18 protein-coding genes are annotated in these 22303 nt (G+C 41.9%); 9 read left to right on the top strand and 9 right to left on the bottom strand.

Annotated features, from left to right (window positions below; translation table 11 throughout):
• Window positions 1-5: 5 nt before the first annotated feature.
• The 8 genes from pilW (at window position 6) to OHT75_RS01635 (ending at window position 9020) form a co-directional block, all read left to right on the top strand.
• Window positions 6-791: a type IV pilus biogenesis/stability protein PilW gene (gene pilW, locus OHT75_RS01670; RefSeq protein ID WP_264724648.1), complete on the top strand. Its 786-nt coding sequence runs from the start codon at window positions 6-8 to the stop codon at window positions 789-791.
• Window positions 792-1847: a RodZ domain-containing protein gene (locus OHT75_RS01665; RefSeq protein WP_264724646.1), complete on the top strand. Its 1056-nt coding sequence runs from the start codon at window positions 792-794 to the stop codon at window positions 1845-1847.
• A gap of 88 nt (window positions 1848-1935) precedes the next feature.
• Entirely contained in the window at window positions 1936-3051 is a 1116-nt protein-coding gene (gene ispG, locus OHT75_RS01660; protein ID WP_264724645.1) for a flavodoxin-dependent (E)-4-hydroxy-3-methylbut-2-enyl-diphosphate synthase, read from the top strand.
• Window positions 3052-3164: 113 nt separating this feature from the next.
• On the top strand, window positions 3165-4439 hold the full coding sequence (hisS, locus tag OHT75_RS01655; protein WP_264724644.1) for a histidine--tRNA ligase: 1275 nt from the start codon (window positions 3165-3167) through the stop codon (window positions 4437-4439).
• 15 nt (window positions 4440-4454) lie between these two features.
• Complete coding sequence (locus OHT75_RS01650) at window positions 4455-5075, top strand: tetratricopeptide repeat protein (protein ID WP_264724642.1); 621 nt, start codon at window positions 4455-4457, stop codon at window positions 5073-5075.
• 11 nt (window positions 5076-5086) lie between these two features.
• Entirely contained in the window at window positions 5087-6319 is a 1233-nt protein-coding gene (gene bamB, locus OHT75_RS01645) for an outer membrane protein assembly factor BamB (protein ID WP_264724641.1), read from the top strand.
• A 101-nt stretch (window positions 6320-6420) separates the two neighbouring features.
• Window positions 6421-7887, top strand: coding sequence for a ribosome biogenesis GTPase Der (der, locus tag OHT75_RS01640; RefSeq protein WP_264724640.1), 1467 nt, complete (start codon window positions 6421-6423; stop codon window positions 7885-7887).
• Window positions 7888-8438: 551 nt separating this feature from the next.
• The gene (locus tag OHT75_RS01635; RefSeq protein ID WP_264724639.1) at window positions 8439-9020 is read left to right on the top strand and encodes a CBS domain-containing protein; all 582 of its coding nucleotides are present in this window, start codon (window positions 8439-8441) and stop codon (window positions 9018-9020) included.
• 84 nt (window positions 9021-9104) lie between these two features.
• Here the strand turns inward: OHT75_RS01635 and OHT75_RS01630 are convergent, their stop codons facing one another.
• Entirely contained in the window at window positions 9105-11549 is a 2445-nt protein-coding gene (locus OHT75_RS01630; protein ID WP_264724638.1) for a S8 family serine peptidase, read from the bottom strand.
• A 468-nt stretch (window positions 11550-12017) separates the two neighbouring features.
• Here OHT75_RS01630 and OHT75_RS01625 point away from each other — a divergent pair, with 468 nt between their 5' ends.
• Window positions 12018-12404, top strand: coding sequence for a GNAT family N-acetyltransferase (locus OHT75_RS01625; RefSeq protein ID WP_264724637.1), 387 nt, complete (start codon window positions 12018-12020; stop codon window positions 12402-12404).
• A gap of 51 nt (window positions 12405-12455) precedes the next feature.
• Here OHT75_RS01625 and OHT75_RS01620 read toward each other — a convergent pair whose 3' ends face one another.
• The 8 genes from OHT75_RS01620 to OHT75_RS01585 all read right to left on the bottom strand — a co-directional run bounded on the left by OHT75_RS01620 (window position 12456) and on the right by OHT75_RS01585 (window position 22196).
• On the bottom strand, window positions 12456-12839 hold the full coding sequence (locus tag OHT75_RS01620) for a rhodanese-like domain-containing protein (RefSeq protein ID WP_264724635.1): 384 nt from the start codon (window positions 12837-12839) through the stop codon (window positions 12456-12458).
• A gap of 48 nt (window positions 12840-12887) precedes the next feature.
• Window positions 12888-13100: a YgaP family membrane protein gene (locus OHT75_RS01615; protein ID WP_264724634.1), complete on the bottom strand. Its 213-nt coding sequence runs from the start codon at window positions 13098-13100 to the stop codon at window positions 12888-12890.
• 11 nt (window positions 13101-13111) lie between these two features.
• Window positions 13112-16378, bottom strand: coding sequence for an efflux RND transporter permease subunit (locus tag OHT75_RS01610; RefSeq protein ID WP_264724633.1), 3267 nt, complete (start codon window positions 16376-16378; stop codon window positions 13112-13114).
• A gap of 15 nt (window positions 16379-16393) precedes the next feature.
• A complete protein-coding gene (locus OHT75_RS01605; protein WP_264724632.1) occupies window positions 16394-17476 on the bottom strand; it encodes an efflux RND transporter periplasmic adaptor subunit in 1083 nt (360 codons plus the stop codon).
• A 207-nt stretch (window positions 17477-17683) separates the two neighbouring features.
• Window positions 17684-18940, bottom strand: a complete 1257-nt coding sequence (locus OHT75_RS01600) for an OmpP1/FadL family transporter (protein ID WP_264724631.1) — start codon at window positions 18938-18940, stop codon at window positions 17684-17686.
• Window positions 18941-19320: 380 nt separating this feature from the next.
• Complete coding sequence (putP, locus tag OHT75_RS01595) at window positions 19321-20784, bottom strand: sodium/proline symporter PutP (protein ID WP_264724629.1); 1464 nt, start codon at window positions 20782-20784, stop codon at window positions 19321-19323.
• Between the two features lie 148 nt (window positions 20785-20932).
• The gene (locus OHT75_RS01590) at window positions 20933-21640 is read right to left on the bottom strand and encodes a DUF3379 domain-containing protein (protein WP_264724628.1); all 708 of its coding nucleotides are present in this window, start codon (window positions 21638-21640) and stop codon (window positions 20933-20935) included.
• Complete coding sequence (locus OHT75_RS01585; RefSeq protein WP_264724627.1) at window positions 21633-22196, bottom strand: sigma-70 family RNA polymerase sigma factor; 564 nt, start codon at window positions 22194-22196, stop codon at window positions 21633-21635. The genes OHT75_RS01590 and OHT75_RS01585 overlap by 8 nt, the downstream gene beginning before the upstream one ends.
• Between the last annotated feature and the right edge of the window lie 107 nt (window positions 22197-22303).

The following is a 22303-nucleotide window of genomic DNA, read 5'->3' as shown; positions in this document are numbered from 1 at the left end:
TATAAATGAAGCTCAGAATGCAAAAAATTGTGTTAGTAGGTTTGTTCGGTTTATCCCTTGGTGGATGTGTCACCGAACGCACCTATAGTGGAACAGATATTCCCGTTGCTGAGCGCGCTATCGATAAAGTAGCCGCAGCACGTGAACGGATGCAATTAGGGTTAACCTATTTACGCCGTGGTAACAGTGAACAAGCAAAATATAATTTAGATAGAGCCGTTGAATTTGCCCCACAAATGAGTGAAGTGCATGTTGCAATGGCTTATTACTATCAAACTGTTGGTGATTTAGCGCGGACTGAGAGTGCATATAATGATGCTATCGCCGCAAGCGATGCATCGGGAGATGCTAAAAATAATTTTGGGGTGTTTTTATGTCAACAGAAGAAATTCGCCCGTGCAGAAACCATGTTTTTAGAGGCTATTGAAACGCCTAAGTATACCCGCACAGCATCAAGCTATGAAAACTTAGGCGTATGTAGCCGAAGTGATGGTAAGCTAGCAAAAGCGCGAGAATATTTTATGATGGCATTAAAATATGATCCGCGCCGTGGAAACACGTTAATTGGATTAACTGAGTTGGACATGGAAGCATCCGACTATGCAAGTGCTCGCGACACGTTGGCTCGATATCATCAGGTTGCGAATGAAACTGCTGAAAGTTTAGCGTTAGGGATAAAAATAGAGCAAGGGCTTGGCGATATAAATGCCATGAAGCGATTTGGCATCACATTAATTGCTAAATTCCCTGCATCTCCTCAAGCACAAGAATATAGAGCTAACTTGCATTAAATGACAATAGAAAAATTAGACGAAACCCTAGACGCAGTTGAAACTGTCAGTGATATTGCCACCGTCGGAGCAATTCTTAAAACTGCGCGTGAAAATAAAGGCATCACTATTGAGGCTGCGGCATTACAATTGCATTTGCGTCCACGCATTTTGATTGATATTGAAGCTGATAATTTTGATAACATTGCTTCAAATACTTATGCCCGCGGTTATATCAAAAATTATGCGCGTTTTATTGAAGCAGATATTGATGCAATCAAATTATGCTTAAATCAACAAATACCTGAACATGTACCACCAACCATGCAAAGTTTTTCGCGTAAAACATCACGCGAAGCTAGAGACAGCCGCCTAAATCTAGTGACTTATGCCATTGTGTTTATTTTGTTGGCGATGCTGGTGTTATGGTGGGTGCAAAAATCTGATTTAATTACACAATCAAATTTTGCTTTGCCAACGGTAGAAGAAATGCAAGCCGAGGCGACAACCTCTGATGAGACTTACGCTGATTTATTGGTGCCAATAGAACGAGTTAACAACCCACAAAATCCTCCAGCAGAAGTAACGGTAGATAATCCGTTAGCTGATAATCAGAGCGCTTTATCACCAACGGATTTGCCGCAAGCGACAGTCAATGCGGATGTTGTTAATGCACCAGAAACAGCAATCACTGGCAGTAATGAGGCAACTTCAGTTACCAATGAGGTTACTGATAATCGTGCCCCAGCGTCTACTGAAACAACAAAACCCGCTCCAGCAAATCCTGAACAGACAAATCAATCAGAAATTGAGCCTGCTGCTAATGGCTTATCGGTCGTTAAGATGTCGTTATCTGCTGATTGTTGGATTAATTTGGTAGATGTTGATGGTAAAGTCTTAGTCGATGGCGTGAAGACGGCAGGGCATGAAGTGAATGTGTCTGGCAAAGCACCGTTTAAATTAATTTTAGGTGCGCCTCAAGCGGTGTCATTAACTTTTGATGGTAACAAGGTTGATTTATCTGAATACGATAATGGCCGTGTGGCTCGGATCACGTTAACTCAACCTAATGAATAATGTTTAGACCTGATGGTTTATTATTGAATTGAATTCATTGGTACGATGCAAATCGCCAATTTAATAAATTTTAGTAGAGTAACATTGCATGTATAACGAATCTCCAATTATCCGCCGACCTTCCACGCGCATTTATGTTGGGAATGTTCCGATTGGTGATGGGGCGCCCATTGCCGTACAGTCAATGACCAACACAAAAACCGATGATGTTGCCGCGACAGTTGCGCAAATTAGGGCGCTTGAAAAAGTGGGTGCCGATATTGTGCGCGTATCAGTGCCTACAATGGACTCTGCTGAAGCTTTCAAGTTAATCAAACAACAAGTGAACGTGCCTTTAGTGGCAGATATCCATTTTGATTATCGTATTGCTTTAAAAGTGGCTGAATACGGTGCAGATTGCTTACGCATCAACCCTGGAAATATTGGCAATGAAGAGCGTATTCGTAGCGTTGTAGAGTGTGCACGCGATAAAAATATTCCAATCCGAATTGGGGTAAATGGTGGTTCATTAGAAAAAGATTTGATGGACAAGTATCGTGAGCCGACGCCAGAAGCTTTGCTTGAATCTGCAATGCGTCATGTTGATATTTTAGATAGGCTGAACTTTGAACAATTTAAAGTCAGTGTGAAAGCTTCTGATGTATTCCTAGCGGTGGAGTCTTATCGTCTGTTGGCAAAACAAATCAAACAACCATTGCATTTAGGGATTACAGAAGCAGGTGGTATGCGTTCTGGTTCAGTCAAATCTGCTGTGGGACTGGGTATGCTATTGGCAGAAGGTATTGGTGATACATTACGTATTTCGTTGGCGGCAGATCCTGTTGAAGAAATTAAAGTCGGTTTTGATATTTTAAAATCGCTGCGCATTCGTAGTCGCGGGATTAACTTTATTGCCTGTCCTTCTTGTTCACGTCAAGAATTTGATGTGATCTCAACCGTGAATGAGTTAGAGCGTCGTCTTGAAGATGTTACCACCGCAATGGATGTGTCCATTATTGGCTGTGTTGTGAATGGTCCTGGTGAAGCTTTAGTCTCTCATATTGGCCTAACGGGCGGGCATCGTAAAAGTGGTTATTATGATGATGGTGAGCGTCAAAAAGAGCGTTTTGACAACGATAATATCGTGGATTCCCTAGAGGCGAAAATTCGCGCTAAAGCCAGTATGATGGCAAATCGTATTGATATTAGCGATACAACTGAATAATTTTTGTGCCCATGCATTTAATCAGGTGTTTTCTGATAAAATGCATGGGCGATGTGTTTATTGGCTAACCAAGGTTATTGGTTTAGCCTAGCAATTTAACGGACGAGTTATCTGTGGCAAAACAAATCCAAGCAATTCGCGGCATGAATGATCTTCTGCCAATTCAAAGCCCAGTATGGCAAAAGGTTGAGTCGATTATTCGCTCATCTGTCAGTGCTTTTGGTTATAGCGAAATTCGTACACCTATTGTAGAAAGTACCGATCTTTTTAAACGTTCAATTGGTGAAGTCACCGATATCGTTGAAAAAGAAATGTATACCTTCGAAGACCGTAATGGCGACAGTTTAACACTGCGACCAGAAGGAACCGCGTCGACGGTTCGGGCCGGTAATGAACATGGTTTGCTTTACAATCAAGAGCAACGTTTATGGTACATGGGACCTATGTTTCGTCATGAACGTCCTCAAAAAGGTCGCTATCGTCAATTTCACCAATTTGGTGTTGAAATTTATGGTATTGGCACTGCTGATATTGATGCTGAAGTATTAATGTTATCGGCACGTCTATGGCAAAAACTCGGTATTGAAGAACATGTTTCTTTAGAGTTAAACACCTTAGGCGATCCTGCAGAACGCGCTAATTATCGTGAGGCTTTAATTGCATTTTTAGAGCAACACAAAGATAAGTTAGATGAAGACAGTCAGCGTCGCATGTATAGTAATCCACTGCGTGTTTTGGATTCAAAAGATCAAAGCGTACAAGCATTATTAGCAGATGCGCCTGCATTGAACGACTATTTAGGTGAAGAGTCGAAAACACATTTTTCCACTTTGTGTGAACTCTTAGACGCCGTGGGTATCCAATACACCATTAATCCTCGTTTAGTGCGTGGATTAGACTACTACAACCGCACTGTTTTTGAGTGGGTAACAAGTAGTCTAGGCTCTCAAGGTACAGTGCTTGCTGGCGGTCGCTATGATGGTCTAGTGGGGCAACTTGGAGGTAAAGATACTCCTGCAGTTGGTTTTGCAATGGGACTAGAGCGCATTGTACTACTACTTGAAACCTTAGAACTCAATAATGATATTGCCCCAGAAGTAGACGTTTACGTTACCGCTATGGGTGATAACTGTGTGGTTGAAGCAATTAAAGTTGCACAAGAGTTGCGTCAACAACTGCCAACGCTTAAAGTCATGAGTCATTGTGGTGGTGGAAACTTTAAAAAGCAGATGAAGCGTGCCGATAAAAGCGGTGCTCAGTTTGCTTTAATTATTGGTGAAAATGAAATTGCTAATGATCAAGTTGCCATCAAGCCATTAAGAAATAATAACGAACAACAATTAGTTACCCGCAGTGAGCTGGTAGCTAAACTTGCAGAACTGATTTAGAAAGGGGAAGTGCGCGTGGAAATTTATAGCACAGAAGAACAACAAGTAGATGCTATCAAGCAGTTCTGGAAAGATTACGGATCATCAATAGCGATTGGTGCGGTAGTAGGTTTAGGCGGTTTATTTGGTTGGAATACTTATTCTGACATGAAGGTTAAGTCTGCAGAGCAAGCCTCTGAGTCATTTGAACAACTAGCAACTAGTGCCACTAACCCAGCGGTATTTATTGAAGGTGCTAGTAATTTTGTTAAAGAGCATGATCAAAAAGGCTATCAGGCATTACTAGAGTTAATGACGGCTAAAGCTGCGGTTGATTCAGGTGATTTAGCTAAAGCTGAAGACGCCTATAAGCGTATTATTGCTGCAAAGCCTGGTGCCAGTATTGATATGGTAGCTACCATTCGTTTAGCTCGTTTACAAGCTGAACAAGGTAATGTAGGCACAGCACTACAAACATTAGAATCAGTAACCGATTCGGCATTTGTTTCGCAACGAGAAGAATTAAAAGGTGACTTTTTAGTTCGCCAAGGTGACCTTGTTTCTGCGAAGCAAGCTTACCAAACAGCAATTGATAATGGCGGTGCATTAACTAATCCAGCATTAACGATAAAGTTAGATAACCTAAACAAGGCATAAGGAATTAGCCAATGAAGTTATGGTATAAAAATCTACTTGCGGCTGGCTTAGGTATGGCCCTTATTTCAGGTTGTTCTTCAAGCGATGTTGAAGAAGAACCTGTCAGCGAATTAGTTGAAATTCAAGCTTCGGTATTTCCAGAGGTCAGCTGGAGCAAAAGCATCGGTAATGGCGTGGGTGATTATTATTCACAACTACGTCCTACCGTACGCTATGGTAAAATTTTTGTTGCCGATCGTGATGGTGAGGTTCGAGCATACGATCAACAAACACTTGAACTCCTATGGAGTAAAGATTTTAACGATGAGTTTAGCGAACAACTAAACATCAAAACGAAAGGTATTCGTTTAGCTGCAGGTGTTACAGCAGCTCGTAATAAAGTGTTTGTGGGCGGTGAAACCGGCTTATTAGCAGCGTTGGATGAAGCATCTGGTGATGTACTTTGGTCTGCACAGGTTAATGGTGAACTTTTATCTGCGCCAACAGTTGCCGAAGATGTTGTGACGGTAAATTCTAGCAAAGGTATGTTTGAAGCTTTTGATATTGACGACGGTAAAAAGCTTTGGACCTATGAAATGCAACTTCCTAACTTGACCCTTCGCGGAACAGGTTCTGCGGCTTATGAAGCAGGCGGTTTCTTTTTGGGTACGGCTGACGGTAAAGTTGCGGTTGTTGTTAAAAACAACGGTCAAGTTGCATGGGAACAGGCAATTTACACCCCAACAGGCGGCAATGAGTTTACTCGTATGGCCGACGTTGACATGACCCCTTTGATCTTAGGCGATAATTTATTTGTAGCAAGTTACAATGGTAACCTTGTTTCAATGGAACTACGCACGGGTAGAATCATTTGGTCACGTAAATATTCTAGTTTTAATGAACTAGCCGCAGCGGGATTAAGTTTATATTTAGTTGATGATCGCAGTCGTATTTACTCTGTTGATCGCCGTAATGGCTTAGAGTTGTGGTCAAACTCCACACTTAAAAACCGTGATTTAACTTCCCCTGCTACTATCGGTGACTATTTGGTAGTCGGTGATTTTGAAGGTTATTTACATGTGCTGAACCGCGAAGATGGCGTTGTTGTCGGGCGTGTTGAAGTGGATAGTGATGGCTTATATAGCCAGCCTTTAGTGGTTGATGATAAAATTTACCTTCAAGGTCGAAGCGGTAAGCTTGCTATTGTTACCCTAAATGGTGATGGCAGTGTAGCAACAAATGAAGAAGTCGCCGCTGACGAATAACAGCAAAGCAATTTCTAACAAATAGGGTATAATGTACCTTATTAGAGCCCCTGGAAGCTTTCCGGGGGCTTTTTATTGAGACGTATTTTAGAGGCAAAATCATGATCCCTGTAGTGGCCCTTGTTGGGCGACCCAATGTCGGAAAATCGACATTATTTAATCGTCTAACACGAACCCGTGATGCATTAGTCGCTGACTTTCCTGGCTTAACCCGTGATCGCAAATATGGTCGCGCGTATTTGGCTGGCTATGAATTTATTGTGGTTGATACTGGCGGTATCGATGGTACCGAAGAAGGGATCGAAACCAAGATGGCCGAGCAGTCTTTGGCGGCGATTGAAGAAGCGGATGTGGTGTTATTTTTAACGGATGCCCGTGCTGGTCTAACTGCTGCTGATTTAGCCATTGCACAGCATTTACGCAGTCGCGATAAAGTCACCTTTGTTGTTGCTAACAAAGTTGATGGTATAGATGCCGATTCGGCTTGTGCTGAATTTTGGTCACTGGGTTTAGGCGAAGTGTATCAAATGGCCGCCGCCCAAGGTCGCGGTGTAACCAACATGATCGATTACGCTTTGACGCCTTATGCTGAAGCCATGGGCATTGTTCGGGATGAAGAAGAGCAAGGCGATGTTGTCGAGCGCGAATATACTGAAGAAGAAGCTGAAGCTGAACAAGCTCGCTTACAAAGTCTACCCATTAAATTAGCCATCATTGGTAAACCCAACGTGGGTAAATCAACCCTGACTAACCGTATTTTAGGTGAAGAGAGGGTAGTGGTTTATGATGAGCCTGGAACAACACGCGACAGTATTTATATCCCAATGGAACGAGAAGGTCGTGAGTATATCCTAATTGATACCGCTGGGGTTCGTCGTCGTAGCAAAGTACATGAAGTGATTGAAAAGTTCTCGGTGATCAAAACCCTTAAAGCGGTGGAAGATTCGAACGTCGTGTTATTAATAATTGATGCTCGAGAAGGTATTGCGGAACAAGATTTAGGTCTACTTGGTTTTGCATTGAACGCTGGCCGAGCATTAGTGATTGCTGTTAACAAGTGGGACGGCATAGATCAAAATATCAAAGACCGCGTTAAAAGTGAGTTAGATCGCCGTTTAGGTTTTATCGATTTTGCTCGGATCCATTTTATTTCTGCATTACACGGTACCGGCGTGGGTCACTTGTATGAGTCAATCGAAGAAGCGTATGACAGTGCGACACGTCGTGTCAGTACCTCGATGTTGACCCGTATCATGCAAATGTCCCAAGACGATCATCAGCCTCCATTAGTCAATGGCCGTCGTGTTAAACTTAAATATGCCCATGCAGGTGGTTATAATCCACCTGTTGTGGTTGTCCATGGTAACCAAGTCTCTAAGTTACCTGACTCATATAAACGCTATATGATGAACTACTTCCGTCGATCATTAAATGTAGTAGGCACGCCAATTCAATTACGTTTCCATGAAGGCGCTAACCCGTTTGAAGGTCGCGGCGAGAAGTTAACCTTAAGTCAAGAACGCCGCCGTAAACGTGCAACAAGTCATATTCGTGACCGCAAAAAGTAACTTTGCAAAATGAGCAATGCACCTTAGGCAATAAACAAAAATGCCAGTAAATTATATTTACTGGCATTTTTTATTCATAGCGTTTTTTGGCAACTTCGATGCGCCCCAATGGCGCGTTTATCTTTGTTGATAAATTATGCAGTAGGCTATTTTTCTGTCAGGCAATCACAAATGAATGCTGTTTAGCCCGCTAAATAAGTGAATTTGTGGGCAGAATGGCTGGAAAATAGCCACTGCCCTTCGGGTTGAGGCTAAAATGACTTTATACTGCGTTAGATAATTTTGACGTAGGCCAACTATGCCCGCAATTATCCTCTTTCCTAAAGTCATTTTATCTCTCAACATAAAAAATAAACAAAGATAAACACGCCCTAGCAAGTGTTAATTATGAAGTGAACCTTAAAATATGTAAGGTGAACGAAATTTAATCCAAAGTGATATTGTGTAAATTTAACCTTAGATTGATAATCATAATTAGTTTTTAAGCTGTTATTCTTTTATATGTATATGAAAATCAGTACGTTAGGTTTTCATTAGCTAAGGATGTTGTTGTGAGAAAATTAACTCTACATGCCGTTGAAGCAATTGATGAATTGGCTTGGCCTGCAAACTATCAAGAATATACCCTCCGTTCTCCTGCATTGCATGTGTTTACTGATTTCAAAAATATTATGCCTCTGGTGATTGAATCGAATACTAAAGCGACTGACGTTGAGTTTTTGATGAAGAAAGCACACGTACGATTAAAGCTAGTAATCGACAAGAATGAAAAATTTCTTGGCTTAATCAGTTTTGACTCATTAAACCATCAAGAAATTGTCAAAAAACAAGCCGCAGGTCATCACAGGGAACAACTGCTGATAAACGACTTTATGATCCCTAAAGCACAATTAAAAGCGATTGATTATGCTGATATTGTTCATGCAAAAATCGGCGATATTATCGAAACCTTGAAAGCGGCAGGTCAGCAGCATTGTTTAGTGGTTGATCGTGAACATCACACTATACGCGGGGTACTATCAGCAAATGATATCGCCAAACTATTGAAGTTAGATATCGATGTCAGTACCCCTACAAGCTTTGCGAGTATATTTGAAGTGGTCTCGAAAGTGACACATTCCATAGTTGCATAATATCTGTATTTAAAAAATTACTTAATTTGTTCAATAAAAAAGCCTCGCAATCCGTTGCGAGGCTTTTATATTTAGCATTGCTAATTATTGAAAGCTTAATGTCCAAGTATCGATATAGCCAGTATCACGTCGTGCATTATCAACCGCTTTTAGTAACCAGGTACCGCTCGACTCAACACCAGTAAAGTTTGCACTATAGGTTTGGTTGATATTGTCGGTGCCACCACCAGAATTGTTGTGTAATGTTACTTTTTGGCCGGTTGGGCTAATCAGTTCCACTTTCAAATCACCAATGTAAGTGTGGATCACACCTAGGTTAACTGACACTGTACCTGAATCACCAGTACGCGTCACATTAATTGGGCTTGTGATCCCGGTAGTGTTGTTATCTGGAATGTTGAAATTAGTAGTATTAGTGTAACTTGCTGGACCTCCTGTATTACCACCAGTGCTTCCAGCGGTGTAGTTAGCGACAAGATTTACACCGCTAAATGCGCTATAACCCTGAACCATGACATAGTAAGTACCAGATTGAACGTTGGTAATCGGGCACGATTCGCTGTTACCCCCTTTCCATGGACGACAGTCATAGCTGGTTGTTGACGGCGCAGCGCCATATTGCACATATAGATCCGCATCGCCAGTACCGCCACTCATGGTGAAACTTAAGTTTTTGGCGCCTGCTGGAACGTCTAGTGAGAAGTGAAGCTCATCGCTTTTAGCACCTGCAAGACCCGATTTAGTGACACCATTTTCAAGTACTAAGTCACCTGTTCCTGTGCCAGGATCAGTTGGGCCATTACATGATGCATCTAGGTAAGCTTTGGCAGCAGTTGCGTTAATCATGCCAAAACCGGTTTTGTTATCGCGCCCTGCAACATTCAAATCATCTGCGGTAGCATTTAATGCTGCGCGAATTTGATTTGCTGTACATTGCGGGTGGTAACTCCACACCAAGGTTGCAACGCCAGATACATGTGGTGTTGCCATTGAGGTGCCATTGTAATAGGCGTAATCTTTATTGCCTTGATTGGCAACCGTAGTGCTAGCGCCTAGTTGATTGCGTAACGCCAAGCCCGTTGCTCTATCAACAGAGACTGATGGAATGGTAATATCGCTATTGGCATCGACTAAAAATGGATTTTGTAAACCTGGTAATGCGGTATTACTGTAAACAATTGCTGCTACAGCGCCCGCTGTTTTACAGGCCTTTACAGCATTGATTTCAGGATAGCCAGTACCTTGGTTACCAACACGTTCAACTAAACATACCTTGTTGCTCATGTTGCCACAGTTAAAGCTAGTACCACTGACGGTACATTCAGCTAATACGGCGGTTGCTTGACCATTGGTTGGGTTAGCAGTGTAACTTGTACCAGCTGGTGTTAAGCGATTATGTGGCACAACCCCATTGTTAAAATATGATTGGCCATTAATTGTGATATCTGCAAGGCGTCCTTCACCAACCGTAACGGTTGATAAAATCGCTTCACCAGGACCTGAGATCTCAACTTGATCAGTATATTGCGAGAATGCAGCATGATCACGATTACTATCAACCGCAGCAACAGCCATGACCGCATCATAGGATGCTGGGTAGCTATAAGTGTTGTCACCGTCATTACCCGCAGCAGCAATTAACAAGATGCCGTTATTTTGATGTGCGGTCATTGCATTACGTTCAGTTGTGCTTGAGCCGCTTCCACCTAAGCTCATGGTCACTACATTAGCGCCATTACTGACACAGGTGTCAATAGCGGAAATGAGGGATGATGAATATCCCCATCCGGCTTCGTTAAATACTTTCACCACATGAATATTGGCATTTTGGTTTGGCATGACACCAACCACACCTTCATTATTGGCAATCGCTGCAATGGTGCCAGCAACATGGGTACCATGGGCGTTATTATTACCCGGTTGATACCAGTTACCCGTACCTGAATTATTGGTACCGGTGACATTATTACCACTTAAATCGTTGTGGCTGCGGTCGTAACCTGAATCGATAATACAAATCGTACGATTACCTGATTGGCCGTCACTTAAAGCGGTGGCGCCAACATAAGTTTGCCCCCAAGGGGTTGTTTCTGATAGCAGTTTTCGAGGTAAATCTTCTTCAACATATTCAACGTCAGCACGTAAACGCAGTGATTTTAATGATTGTTGGTCTAGCTTTACCGAGTAACTGTTACTGCGTGCAATACGTTTCATTTCTTTCGCTTGCACACCGTTTAAAGCGTTAAAATGCGAAAAAATCTCGTGTGAGCGAGGCTGATAATCCATTGTCAAATCAGATTGACTGGCTTGTGAATTAGCAAACTGCTGTAAAGTTGATTGTGCCGCTGGTGCATTTTTAAATTTAACAATATAACGTTTTGGCAAAGGCGAAGCCGAATTTAAGCTTGCTGCAGATATAGCATTTTGTGAGGTTAAATTTACCGCTTGTGGTGCAGCGTACAGGCTTGATGATACCGCCAGTGCAATACCCGAGAGGCTTGATAAAACTAGAGGTCGTTTATTTTGCATGTTTATCTTCCATGTTATTTATTATTTATATTTTTTGATGTCAGACTCACAGAAAAACTCAAAGGTGAAATACGTCTAACTTTCTGAAATGTAACATTGATGTTACATTTGTAAATAAAATGTTACCGTAGGGTGTTTGGTATAATATCTGACAGTAGTTGAAGAGATTGATTTTTTATTCAAATTTAAGTTTTAAATATCAGAGTATTTTAATGTGTTGGTCGTTATTATTGATATTAAATCATTTGGTTATTTAATTGTTGTGGGATTCTTGTAATGTGTTTTAACCGATGATTTATGCATTTTGCTTACCCGCACGATGCCTACTTATTCTTATATGCAAAAAAGGAATAACTTATAACTAATTTTATATTTAGACGGGCCATTCGCTATGATGCCTCACGTGCGTTTAATATTCGTAATCAGGCAATATTGGCTCAATGCACTGAATTTTATGGTATTGATGCGATGCTAAAGTGGACGGATGGCGAAATGCCTATGCCTTTTGCAGATAAATTGGTAATAGATGGATATGTGCTAGAGGTTGATGTTCATTTCAACGGAAAAACGCAGCTAGAGATTATTGCTACAGGAATGATTGATTTAGACAGTGGTTTTATTGATGCTATTTTTGTCGATCCGCAATACATGGGCTTAGGAGCTGGTAAAGAGATGTTAGCTTACCTTGAGCGACTTGCTGTCGAAGCTGGTTTATCCTTGCTTAAATTGGAGTCAACATTAAACGCAGCAGCTTTTTATCGAAAATGTGGCTTTGAAGGTGATGAGGTAAGTGTCTATCAATCGCCAAGGGGCTTTAATTTAAATTGTATTGTCATGTGCAAAAAGCTGACATAAAAAATGCCTTTGTTGATAAGACAAAGGCATTTTATTCAGAAAATAATATGATTAAGGTTTGGTTGTCGCTAGAGCTTCATAGCCACCGGCATTGACTGAATGTGTAAAGCCAGCCTGTATCAATGCCTCATCGGCAAGACCACTTCTGCGTCCACTTCGGCAATACAACACAATGCTGGCGTCATTTTTCAAACCGATTTTTTCAACGCCATTAACAATTTGTTCAAACGGAATATTAATTGCTCCTTCAATATGGCCAGCGGCAAATTCTTCAGCGGTACGAACATCAATAATGGTCGTGCCAGTGCTGATAATATTCCAGGCTTCCTGTGTGGAAACATCTTTGGCAACACTCACCTGATTAAACAGCATCAAACCTGTCGCGAGGATACTCAGCAAACTAAAATGTAGACTGACACGTTTTGAAGATTTCATAAACCAGTATATTCCTTATAATTATTATGCTTAACCTCAATTTTAGGCTTATTTAGCTTTGGCTATTTCAGCCTCTGATTTTAAGCCTAGTTTTTTCATCACCAGTGCTGCGGGACAAAAACCAGTAAAGGCGCTTTGAAATAGATTAGCACCAACAAACACCGTCAGCCACATAAAATGGTGGCTGACGGTTGCGGTCAGTAGTAAAGATAACAACACCATAAAACCAGCAAAAGCCATAATTGTTCGTTCAATTGACATAGTGAAGCTCCTTAATTAACAGATTTAATTATTTGTCGATTCTTCATCACTGAGAAATACAGTACAGGGATGACAAGTAGAGTTAAAATGGTTGAAATAAAGATGCCGAAAATTAAGCTAATTGCTAGGCCATTAAAAATCGGGTCATCGATAATAAATAGTGCACCAATCATTGCGGCTAATGCCGTCAACATAATCGGTTTCGCGCGCACAGCGGCTGATTTGATCACCGCTTTTTCTAATGTCATGCCCGCAGCTAAAAGATGATTAATAAAGTCCACTAACAATATGGAGTTACGCACAATAATCCCCGCGAGGGCTATCATGCCGATCATCGATGTTGCGGTAAATTGCGCCCCTAATATGGCATGACCAGGCATCACACCAATCACGGTTAATGGGATGGGGGCCATAATCACTAGCGGTACCAAATAAGACTTAAATTGACCGACCACCAGTAAGTAGATGGCTATCATGCCCACCGCATAAGCAATGCCCATATCGCGGAAGGTTTCATAGGTGATTTTCCACTCACCGTCCCATAATATCGCAACTTCAGAGATGCCATCTGGCTGCTCGACATAATGCTGCGCAATTGCGAAGTCACGTTCAGCGTTGGCATGATTAATTTGACCTGCAATATCAAACATCCCATATAACGGGCTGTCAGTTGGGCCTGCCATATCGGCGACCACCATGATCATCGGGATCATGTTCTTATGCACAATCGCCGCATTTATATGGCCTTGCTCGATCGTAGTGACCGCAGATAAGCTGATTTGCTCACCCTGTTGGTTGGTCAATTTAAGGTTTAATATTTGCGCTAAATTGACCTTTTCGCCTTCATTGACCTGTAAACGGATAGGCGTCGGCTGTTTTTGAGGTGCTAAGTGCAAATAGCTGACATCTTTACCACCAACGGCTGCCACAATGGTATTAACAATTTGCCCGTAAGATAAGCCCAATAAACTGGCTTTAGTGCGATCAATGCTGACTTGCCACTTTTGCTGCGCATAAGGTAAAAAGATATCAACATCGACAACATGCTCGGTGGCGTTAAAGCGTTGTTCAAGCTCAAGCGCCGTTTGCTCACGCAGCTCGGTTGTTGGGCCGTACACTTCTGCCACAATAGGGGACCACACAGGCGGTCCTGGCGGTACTTCAACGACTTTGACTCTGGCATTATAAGGTTTAGCTATCTCGTTTAACGGCCCACGAACGGCTAAGGCGATTGAGTGGCTGTCACGACTGCGATGTGATTTATCGACAAGGTTGACTTGTATATCACCAAGTTCTTGGCTGCTGCGCAAGAAATAATGGCGTACCAAACCGTTAAAGTTCATGGGGGAATGGGTGCCTGCATACCATTGTTGATGATCAATTTCTTCCACAGTAGACAGGTATTGGCTCATTTCCTGTAAAACTCGTTGTGTTTGCTCTACTGGAGCGCCTTCAGGCAAATCAACCATCACCTGAAATTCAGATTTGTTATCAAACGGCAGCATTTTTAATACCACAGCCTGCATTGCAGGTAGCGATACAGCAATAGCAATTAACGCAACAATCCCAACCGCTAAGCCTTTGCGGGCTTTACCTGCCTTATTCCCAAGTAGAAATGGTGTCATTAAGCGATTGAAAAAAACACTTAACTTATCATTTGAATGCTCATCATGTTCGAAATGAGATTCGGTGTTAGCGGTTTTACTGATATGTCGATGCAATAGTTTATTTGACAGCCAAGGGGTCATCATAAAGGCAATCACTAACGATAAAAGCATTCCCATACTGGCATTGATTGGGATTGGGCTCATATAAGGTCCCATGAGTCCTGATACAAAGGCCATTGGTAATAGGGCCGCTATTACGGTAAAGGTGGCTAAAATCGTTGGACCGCCGACTTCGTCAACTGCGACAGGGATGATTTCAAGCAAGGGCTTATTGCTTAATGCCATATGGCGATGAATGTTCTCAACCACCACTATGGCATCGTCAACTAAAATACCGATAGAAAAAATAAGTGCGAATAATGAAATACGATTAAGGCTAAATCCCCATGCCCATGAGGCAAATAAGGTCATGGCTAAGGTGATAATGATGGCAATGCCGACTACGGCTGACTCACGTAATCCCATGGTAAAAAACACTAATAACACAACCGCAGATGTCGCAAATATTAATTTAAATATTAACGTGTTGGCTTTATCTCCGGCTGTTTGCCCATAATTACGTGAAATCGCCACTTTGACATTATCCGGGATCAACACGTTTTGGACTTCATTAATGCGGTTTAATATTTTGTCGGCAATGACAACGGCATTCTGCCCAGCTTGTTTGCCAATCGCTATGGTGACTGCGGGATAATCACCCTGTAGGTCAACGTGACGGACATGTTGGGTCGGTATATCACTTTTAAGCGTGATTTCGGCCACATCTGACAAGTAAACCGCTTTGGCTAATGTCGGATCAGCTTGTTTTGAATTTGATTGCGTTGGGATTACTTTTATCAATAACGATTTTACGTCATCAACCGAATTAATAAATTGCCCTGCGCGCACTTTAATTTGTTGGTTATTTTGCACCCATGAGTTAAGCATGGATACTTGGTTATTATCCTGTAAACGCTGTTCTATTTGATTAATGGTCACCCCAAACGCATTCATTTTCACGCTGTCTAATCTGACATTTAGTACCATGTCATGACGGCCTTGGGTATAAATTTCTCGGGTGCCAGGGATACGCTTTAATTCGGTTTCTAAATTGGCGGCAACATGGGTTAAGGCTTCAGCACCGATGTCGGTTGAATCAGAATATAAGGTTAAGCTGACAATAGGCACATCGTCGATACCCCTCGGTTTTATCAATGGCTCACCAATGCCAGCGGCTTGATTAAATTTATCGCGATTAGAAAATAGCTGATTGTAAATATTCACTACCGCTTCATCGCGAGGTACGCCAACTTCAAAGATGGTGATGATCAATGCGCCATCAGGTTGAGAAAATGAATATAAGGTATCAACGCCTTTGATTTCAGAAATAATCTGTTCAGCAGGCAGCGTCACTAGGCTTTGTACTTCACTTGGCGTTGCCCCCGGAAAAGGAATAAACACATCGGCAAAAGTGACATCAATTTGCGGGTCTTCTTCTTTTGGGGTGATAATTACCGCAAAAATGCCTAATAACAAGCCAACAAGTGCAAGTAGGGGAGTAATCGCACTGGCTTGAAAGGTTTTTGCGATAGTACCTGACAAGCCCAATTCAGGAGAGTTTGGATTATTCATTTATCATCTCTCCTATTAGTTAGCGTGCGCTTGATTAAGGAACAGCACATAGGTGGCAGCATCATTGATAATATTGTCGCCATCCATAACGCCTGATAGCACTTCTACTTGGGTTACTTGGCCTGTTGTGAGCTGGTTACCGGTTAATTGCTTGCCAAGACGCACTTGGGTTTGCAGATACTTATCACCTTGCTTGCGATATACCGCCGTTAATTCACCTACTTGAAAAATCGCTGACTTGGGCAAGTAAATTGCTTCAGTTGTGGCAATGGGTAATGCCGCTTTTAGCCATTGACCGGCTTGCAATGTGTCTTGGTGATTGTTAAGTTGTACACGCACTTCAATACTTTGGTCAGCTTGAGTGCTAAAATTGAACTTATTGATTTTGTCACTTTGATATTGCTGATAATCATCAGATAAATTAATGCTATCTAGGGCGGTTAATTGTTTACGGTATTGCTGTGGTACATAAAATACCGCGCGTAATTTGTCGGTGGCATAGCCTGATAATAAGGCTTGCCCGTAACTGATGGTTTCCCCTTGCTCTACCCACTTTGCTGTGACTCTGCCAGAAAATGGCGCGCTAACAATGGTGTAATTGACATTTTCTTTTGCGCTGATGAGTTTTGCTTTAGCCGCGCTGACAGCCTGTTTACTTGATTTTGCATAAGAGGTTGCCTCGTCCATGGCTCCTTTGGATATGGCCCCTTGTGGAAATAACGCTTTATAACGTTCAAATTGCGCTTGTGCTTCAAAATTTTGTGCTTGTGCCTTAGCCAATTCAGCTTCAGCTGCGGCTAAGCCTGCACCTTGTTCTTTGCTGGTGATCTCTATTAAAGGTGCGCCTTCAGGCACCATATCATTGACATCATAATGAATGGCTAATACTCGACCAGAGGTTTGCGCCGCAACTGTTGCAGACTTTATCGGCTCAACTTTGGCATCAAGTTGCAGGTATTGAGTTTGTGATGTGCTTTTGGCTGTGATGGTTTCAAGTGGCATTTCTGCAGCAAAGCTGAAGCTTGAAGCTAAATAAGCTGATAAAAGGATGACATTTCGGCTAAGGAAACTGAGCGAAGATTGAGTCGTTGAAAGCATTATGTTGAACCTCACAAAAAGTCTATAAGAAAATTCTAATGGATGTGTGAGAGAACTACAATCTATTTATTAGAAAAAATTCATATAGTAGGCTTGTTGGACAGTTTACTATAGCTGAGTATGAGGGGAACTTATAGGTGCGCAGATCATAAAAAAGCCATACTCATCAATGAGTATGGCTTTAATTATCGCCAGTGAAACACCGAATTAGAAGCGGTAGTTGTACTGTAATGAGAAGTAGTTAGCACCTGATTCTGTGTAAGCACTTACAGGGCCAACAAGTTCACTGGTTTCGAGTACATGTACTTTCTCGCCTGCCACTAACGTGTAACCAACATCAATGCTTGATTTTGGGTTAATGTTATAAGTAAAGCCCGCTGAGTACCATGTACGATCAGAGTCAGGAATAGATAAAGAAGACACTTCACCTACAACGCCTTGATCGCGCGCGATACCAGCTCTTACAGTCCACTTATCATTGATATCATAAGTCGCACCTAAGCTTAAAAACCAAGAGTTTTCCCAATTATAATGCTTAAGGATGTGGCTATCTGTACCGTTCTCACCGTCAGTCAGCTCAATGTTGTCGAAGTTGCTCCAGTTAGTCCACTGTGCAGTGTAGTGAAGCGCAAATTTTTCAGTGATTTGGTGGAAACCAGCAAACTGAGCGATATCCGCCATAGGAATATCAATCTCACCAAAGTTTTCTGCTTTAAACGGTGGGTTGTAAGCAATATCACCTGAAGCCTTCATGTTCGGACTTTTACGATAGCTTAAGCCTAAACGGTTATTTTCATTGATTTCATAGGCTAAACCAACAATACCACCGAAAGCCCAACCATCAGCATCGATATCAACAAGGTTAAGTGGCACTTCACCAAAAACTGGGAGTGTGAAGTCGCCAGAGCGTGTCAGTGTCCCCATACCTTTAATCGCATCAATACCAAGGCCAATACTAAATGAGTCATTAATACGGTATGACACACTAGCGTTAAAGTTGATGGTAGTGACTTCTGTGTTGCCTAATAAATCGATAGGGGTGTTGAAGTCTTTATCCGTATTTAGCGGTGATAAATCAGTACCCGTACCATAGTTACTAAATGCAGCGATACCAAAAGCCCATTTGTCGCTGATTGGGTTGATGTAGTAAAAACTTGGAATGGGTTTACCTTCAGCAGCATTATCTAAGCCACCTAAGCTGTTATTACCAACCATAACATCACTGACTTCAACATTGACGTCTGCATATGCACCAGCAACAGAAATTTCGGTTTTATCAAATAATGCCATAGCTGCAGGGTTACGGGCTAATACCGATGCATTGTCAGCGATGATAGCATCTCCAGCCATTGCACGGCCTAAACCGGTTGCTGATTGGCTATTAAGTTGAAAACCAGCTGCAGAAGCTTGAGTGCTTGCTAATGTGACAGCGATTGCGAGAAGAGTCTTGTTAAATGTGGTCATGATTTTACCTATTATTTGCTGTTATGTTATGGATGCCGAATTTGAAATGACACCATTGCAGCTTTGAATTTGCAGGCATCTTAGGTAAGCCTAGCGAATGCAACAACTCCGACCACATGTTAGTTATTGTTAATATTGAGTTAATTCAAAAGCAGTGTTTTTATGAACTAGGATGGGCTAGGTATGTTTTTCTATAAAAAGGCTTATTTAGCATAATGTTAAGACTCTTTTTGATTGTGACGCATGTTAACGCAATGTTGTTTTCAAACGGCGGTGATGTGAATTTAAAAATATAAAAAAAGCGTACATCTGTACGCTTTTTATTTTGAAGTAGATTTTTTGTTCAGTTTCAGTGGCTAAGTTGTTAATTTATTGAGTGATTACTTTTGGCTCAATAAACTTTGTTCAAACTCACTAAACTGCATTTTCACTTCCGCTCTTGGGGGAGATAATTTACTGAAAACCACCCCAACGAGAGTTGCAAACAAGAAGCCAGGGACGATTTCATAGAGATCAAATAGACCGCCAGTTAATTGCTTCCATACCACAACCGTAACGGCTCCAACGACAATAGTTGCGATAGCACCATTGCGACTATATCCACGCCAAAATAGCGACAAAATTACCACAGGGCCAAATGCTGCACCAAATCCGGCCCATGCATAACTGACTAAACCGAGTACACTACTTTGTGGATTCAGCGCGATCACGCCTGCAATCAAGGCAATAGCAATCACCCCTATTCGACCCACTAGCATTAACTCTTTGCTACTTGCCTTAGGACGCAACCATTTACGATAAAAGTCTTCTGTTATCACGCTTGAACAAACCAATAACTGAGAGTCAATAGTGCTCATAATGGCCGATAAAATAGCGGCAATCAGTAAGCCGCCAACCCAAGGGTTAAAAGCGGCATGGGCCAGATGGATAAATACCGTTTCAGGATTATCAAGTGGCGCCTTGGCAAAATATAACATGCCAGCAATACCTGTGGCTAATGCCCCAATCAATGCCAGTGCCATCCAACTCATTGCAATACGACGTGATAAGCGTAAATCTTTTGCACTACCTATGGCCATAAAACGCGATAAAATGTGCGGTTGACCAAAATAGCCTAATCCCCATGCAAGCAGTGATATCAAACCGATTATGGTGGTATTCTCGCCGATGAATGTCAGCATGGCAGGATCTAGCGTATTGATGTTCGCCTGTGTTTCTGTGTCATTAAAAATGGCAATCGGCACAATAATTAAGGCGATTAGCATTAAACAGCCTTGGAAAAAGTCTGTCCAACTAACAGCGAAAAATCCGCCTACAAAAGTATAAGAAACAATGATAACTGAGCCAATGACCAGAGCTAAGGTGTAATCTAGGCCGAACACTTTTTCAAATAAGATCGCACCGCCGACCATGCCTGATGAAGCGTAGAAGGTAAAAAAGATTAAAATGGTTATGGCTGAGACTAATTTTAATAAGCCATGATTATCATAAAATCGATGTTCAAAAAAGTCAGGAAGGGTAAGCGAGTTATCTGCCATTTCAGTATAAATACGTAATCGCTTGGCGACAAAAAGCCAATTTAGCCAGGCTCCAAAAATCAGTCCGAAGCCAATCCAAGCTTCTCCTAACCCCCCTAAGTAGACCGCGCCGGGAAGACCAAGTAACAACCAGCCTGACATGTCGGATGCGCCAACACTTAGCGCGGTAACCGCAGGTCCCATTTTTCGGCCGCCGAGAATATAATCATCAACGGAGTCTGTTTTTTTATATGCCCAAAAGCCTATGCCCATCATTACGGCTAAATAGCCAATAAAAGTGATTAAAATTGGTGCTTGAATTTCCATGAATATCCCGTCTAGTTATCATTATGGGGACAATGCTAGCAGAAGTTTGAGCTGGTTCACACTTTAGCTGTGCGCTTGATTAAAAAAAATGCAGCCACGCTGTAAAGTGTGGCTGCTTATTTAAGCTTGTTAAACTAGGGTTGAAGGTCTAAATAAAAGTTTGCTCAATTTCACGTTTAACGTAATTAAGATCAGAGTGTTGTTCACCGACAAGTAACATATAAGCATCAGCCGATTGAAAACCTTGGCCCTTATATTTCGCATCAGCAAAAACGCTGTCTAACTTTAAGCGCTCTTCTGCAGGCACAATAAACAGAGTGACTTTCTGGCCATTCTCATCTTGCATCACCAAATGAAGTGACTTAACCCCCTGAAAATCACAGTAGGCAGTATAAAATACCCGACCAGGCTGTTGAATAAATTTAGACTGTTGCAAACCTGACATATTCGCAAGTTTAAAGTTAACATCATTAAAACCAATGTCTTGCTCTATCTGCAGTGCTTTTGTTTCATGGTATACATGGGCTAATGCGTGCTCAGATAAGTCAATTGGGGTAAAACGTAACATGCTGAAGCTTACACCGACGATAAACGCGATTGATGCTGCCATTGCCATTAAATAGCGTGTACGTTTTTGCGTTTGTTGGTGCTGGTTCAATTGCTGACGTAACAGTAACTTTTCCGCTAAATCTTCCGGAACAGGAATATTAAGCGCTTGAGTTAGTTGATTATCAAGGGACTTCAAATCTTTAACCAATTTAGCATCATCAGGGTGGTTTGCCATATGTTGCAAAAAGTCATGTGACTGATTATTAGGATCGCCATAGGCTTGGCGACGAAATTGTAGATCATCCATTTGATTGACCTCTTACCTCTGGTGTGTCTAATGCATCTTTAAGCTGGTTTCTGGCGCGAAATAGTCTTGTCATTACGGTATTTCTATTTAATGCCAACATGTCTGCAATTTCATCACCACTGAATCCACCAATGAGCTGGAGCAACAAAGGCTCACGATATTCGATATCAAGCTTAGCAATCTGCCTGCGTAACCAATACTGTTCTGTTTCATCTTCGGTGCTACTTGAGAACACATCTTCAAGTTGTTCTTGTTCAACATCACTGTAATCGAATTGCTTGCGCTCAAATCGACGCGCATTTTCGCGGCGCAAAATTGTGATTAACCATGCTTTAGCCGCTTTGTCATCATTTAAAGAATCCAAAGATCGCCATGCCCGCAGGAAGGTTTCTTGAGTGATATCTTCAGCCACATGTTTATCGCCACATAACCAAAAGGCATAACGAAAAATGTCGGTATGAAGTGCCCTGACAAGGCTATCGTAACGTCGTTGTTTATTTACCATGTCAGATAAGACCGTAGCGTCGGTCTTTTTCTTTCGCAGAATTTCAAACATTTTTAAAATTTCTTAGAATTGTTAGCTACAGCTTACTGGTTCAACAGAATACCGCAATCACAAATTGTGGTGTCCTCCCGAGCGTTTGAGTGATTCACTCTCGGGAG

This window comes from Shewanella subflava (assembly GCF_025971955.1).
In the GTDB taxonomy this organism is placed as follows: Bacteria; Pseudomonadota; Gammaproteobacteria; order Enterobacterales; family Shewanellaceae; genus Shewanella; species Shewanella subflava.
Note: the sequence above shows the minus strand (reverse complement) of the source record. Positions and strands in the feature narration are given on the sequence as shown.

Excerpts from the sequence above, each read along its gene's own strand:
- OHT75_RS01615 (WP_264724634.1), bottom strand. The coding sequence starts at position 13,100 with ATGTCAATTGAACGAACAATTATGGCTTTTGCTGGTTTTATGGTGTTG.
- pilW (WP_264724648.1), top strand. The coding sequence starts at position 6 with ATGAAGCTCAGAATGCAAAAAATTGTGTTAGTAGGTTTGTTCGGTTTA.
- OHT75_RS01620 (WP_264724635.1), bottom strand. The coding sequence starts at position 12,839 with ATGAAATCTTCAAAACGTGTCAGTCTACATTTTAGTTTGCTGAGTATC.
- putP (WP_264724629.1), bottom strand. The coding sequence starts at position 20,784 with ATGGAAATTCAAGCACCAATTTTAATCACTTTTATTGGCTATTTAGCC.
- der (WP_264724640.1), top strand. The coding sequence starts at position 6,421 with ATGATCCCTGTAGTGGCCCTTGTTGGGCGACCCAATGTCGGAAAATCG.
- OHT75_RS01605 (WP_264724632.1), bottom strand. The coding sequence starts at position 17,476 with ATGCTTTCAACGACTCAATCTTCGCTCAGTTTCCTTAGCCGAAATGTC.
- ispG (WP_264724645.1), top strand. The coding sequence starts at position 1,936 with ATGTATAACGAATCTCCAATTATCCGCCGACCTTCCACGCGCATTTAT.
- OHT75_RS01590 (WP_264724628.1), bottom strand. The coding sequence starts at position 21,640 with ATGGATGATCTACAATTTCGTCGCCAAGCCTATGGCGATCCTAATAAT.
- OHT75_RS01665 (WP_264724646.1), top strand. The coding sequence starts at position 792 with ATGACAATAGAAAAATTAGACGAAACCCTAGACGCAGTTGAAACTGTC.
- OHT75_RS01585 (WP_264724627.1), bottom strand. The coding sequence starts at position 22,196 with ATGTTTGAAATTCTGCGAAAGAAAAAGACCGACGCTACGGTCTTATCT.
- bamB (WP_264724641.1), top strand. The coding sequence starts at position 5,087 with ATGAAGTTATGGTATAAAAATCTACTTGCGGCTGGCTTAGGTATGGCC.
- OHT75_RS01610 (WP_264724633.1), bottom strand. The coding sequence starts at position 16,378 with ATGAATAATCCAAACTCTCCTGAATTGGGCTTGTCAGGTACTATCGCA.
- OHT75_RS01630 (WP_264724638.1), bottom strand. The coding sequence starts at position 11,549 with ATGCAAAATAAACGACCTCTAGTTTTATCAAGCCTCTCGGGTATTGCA.
- OHT75_RS01625 (WP_264724637.1), top strand. The coding sequence starts at position 12,018 with ATGCTAAAGTGGACGGATGGCGAAATGCCTATGCCTTTTGCAGATAAA.
- OHT75_RS01600 (WP_264724631.1), bottom strand. The coding sequence starts at position 18,940 with ATGACCACATTTAACAAGACTCTTCTCGCAATCGCTGTCACATTAGCA.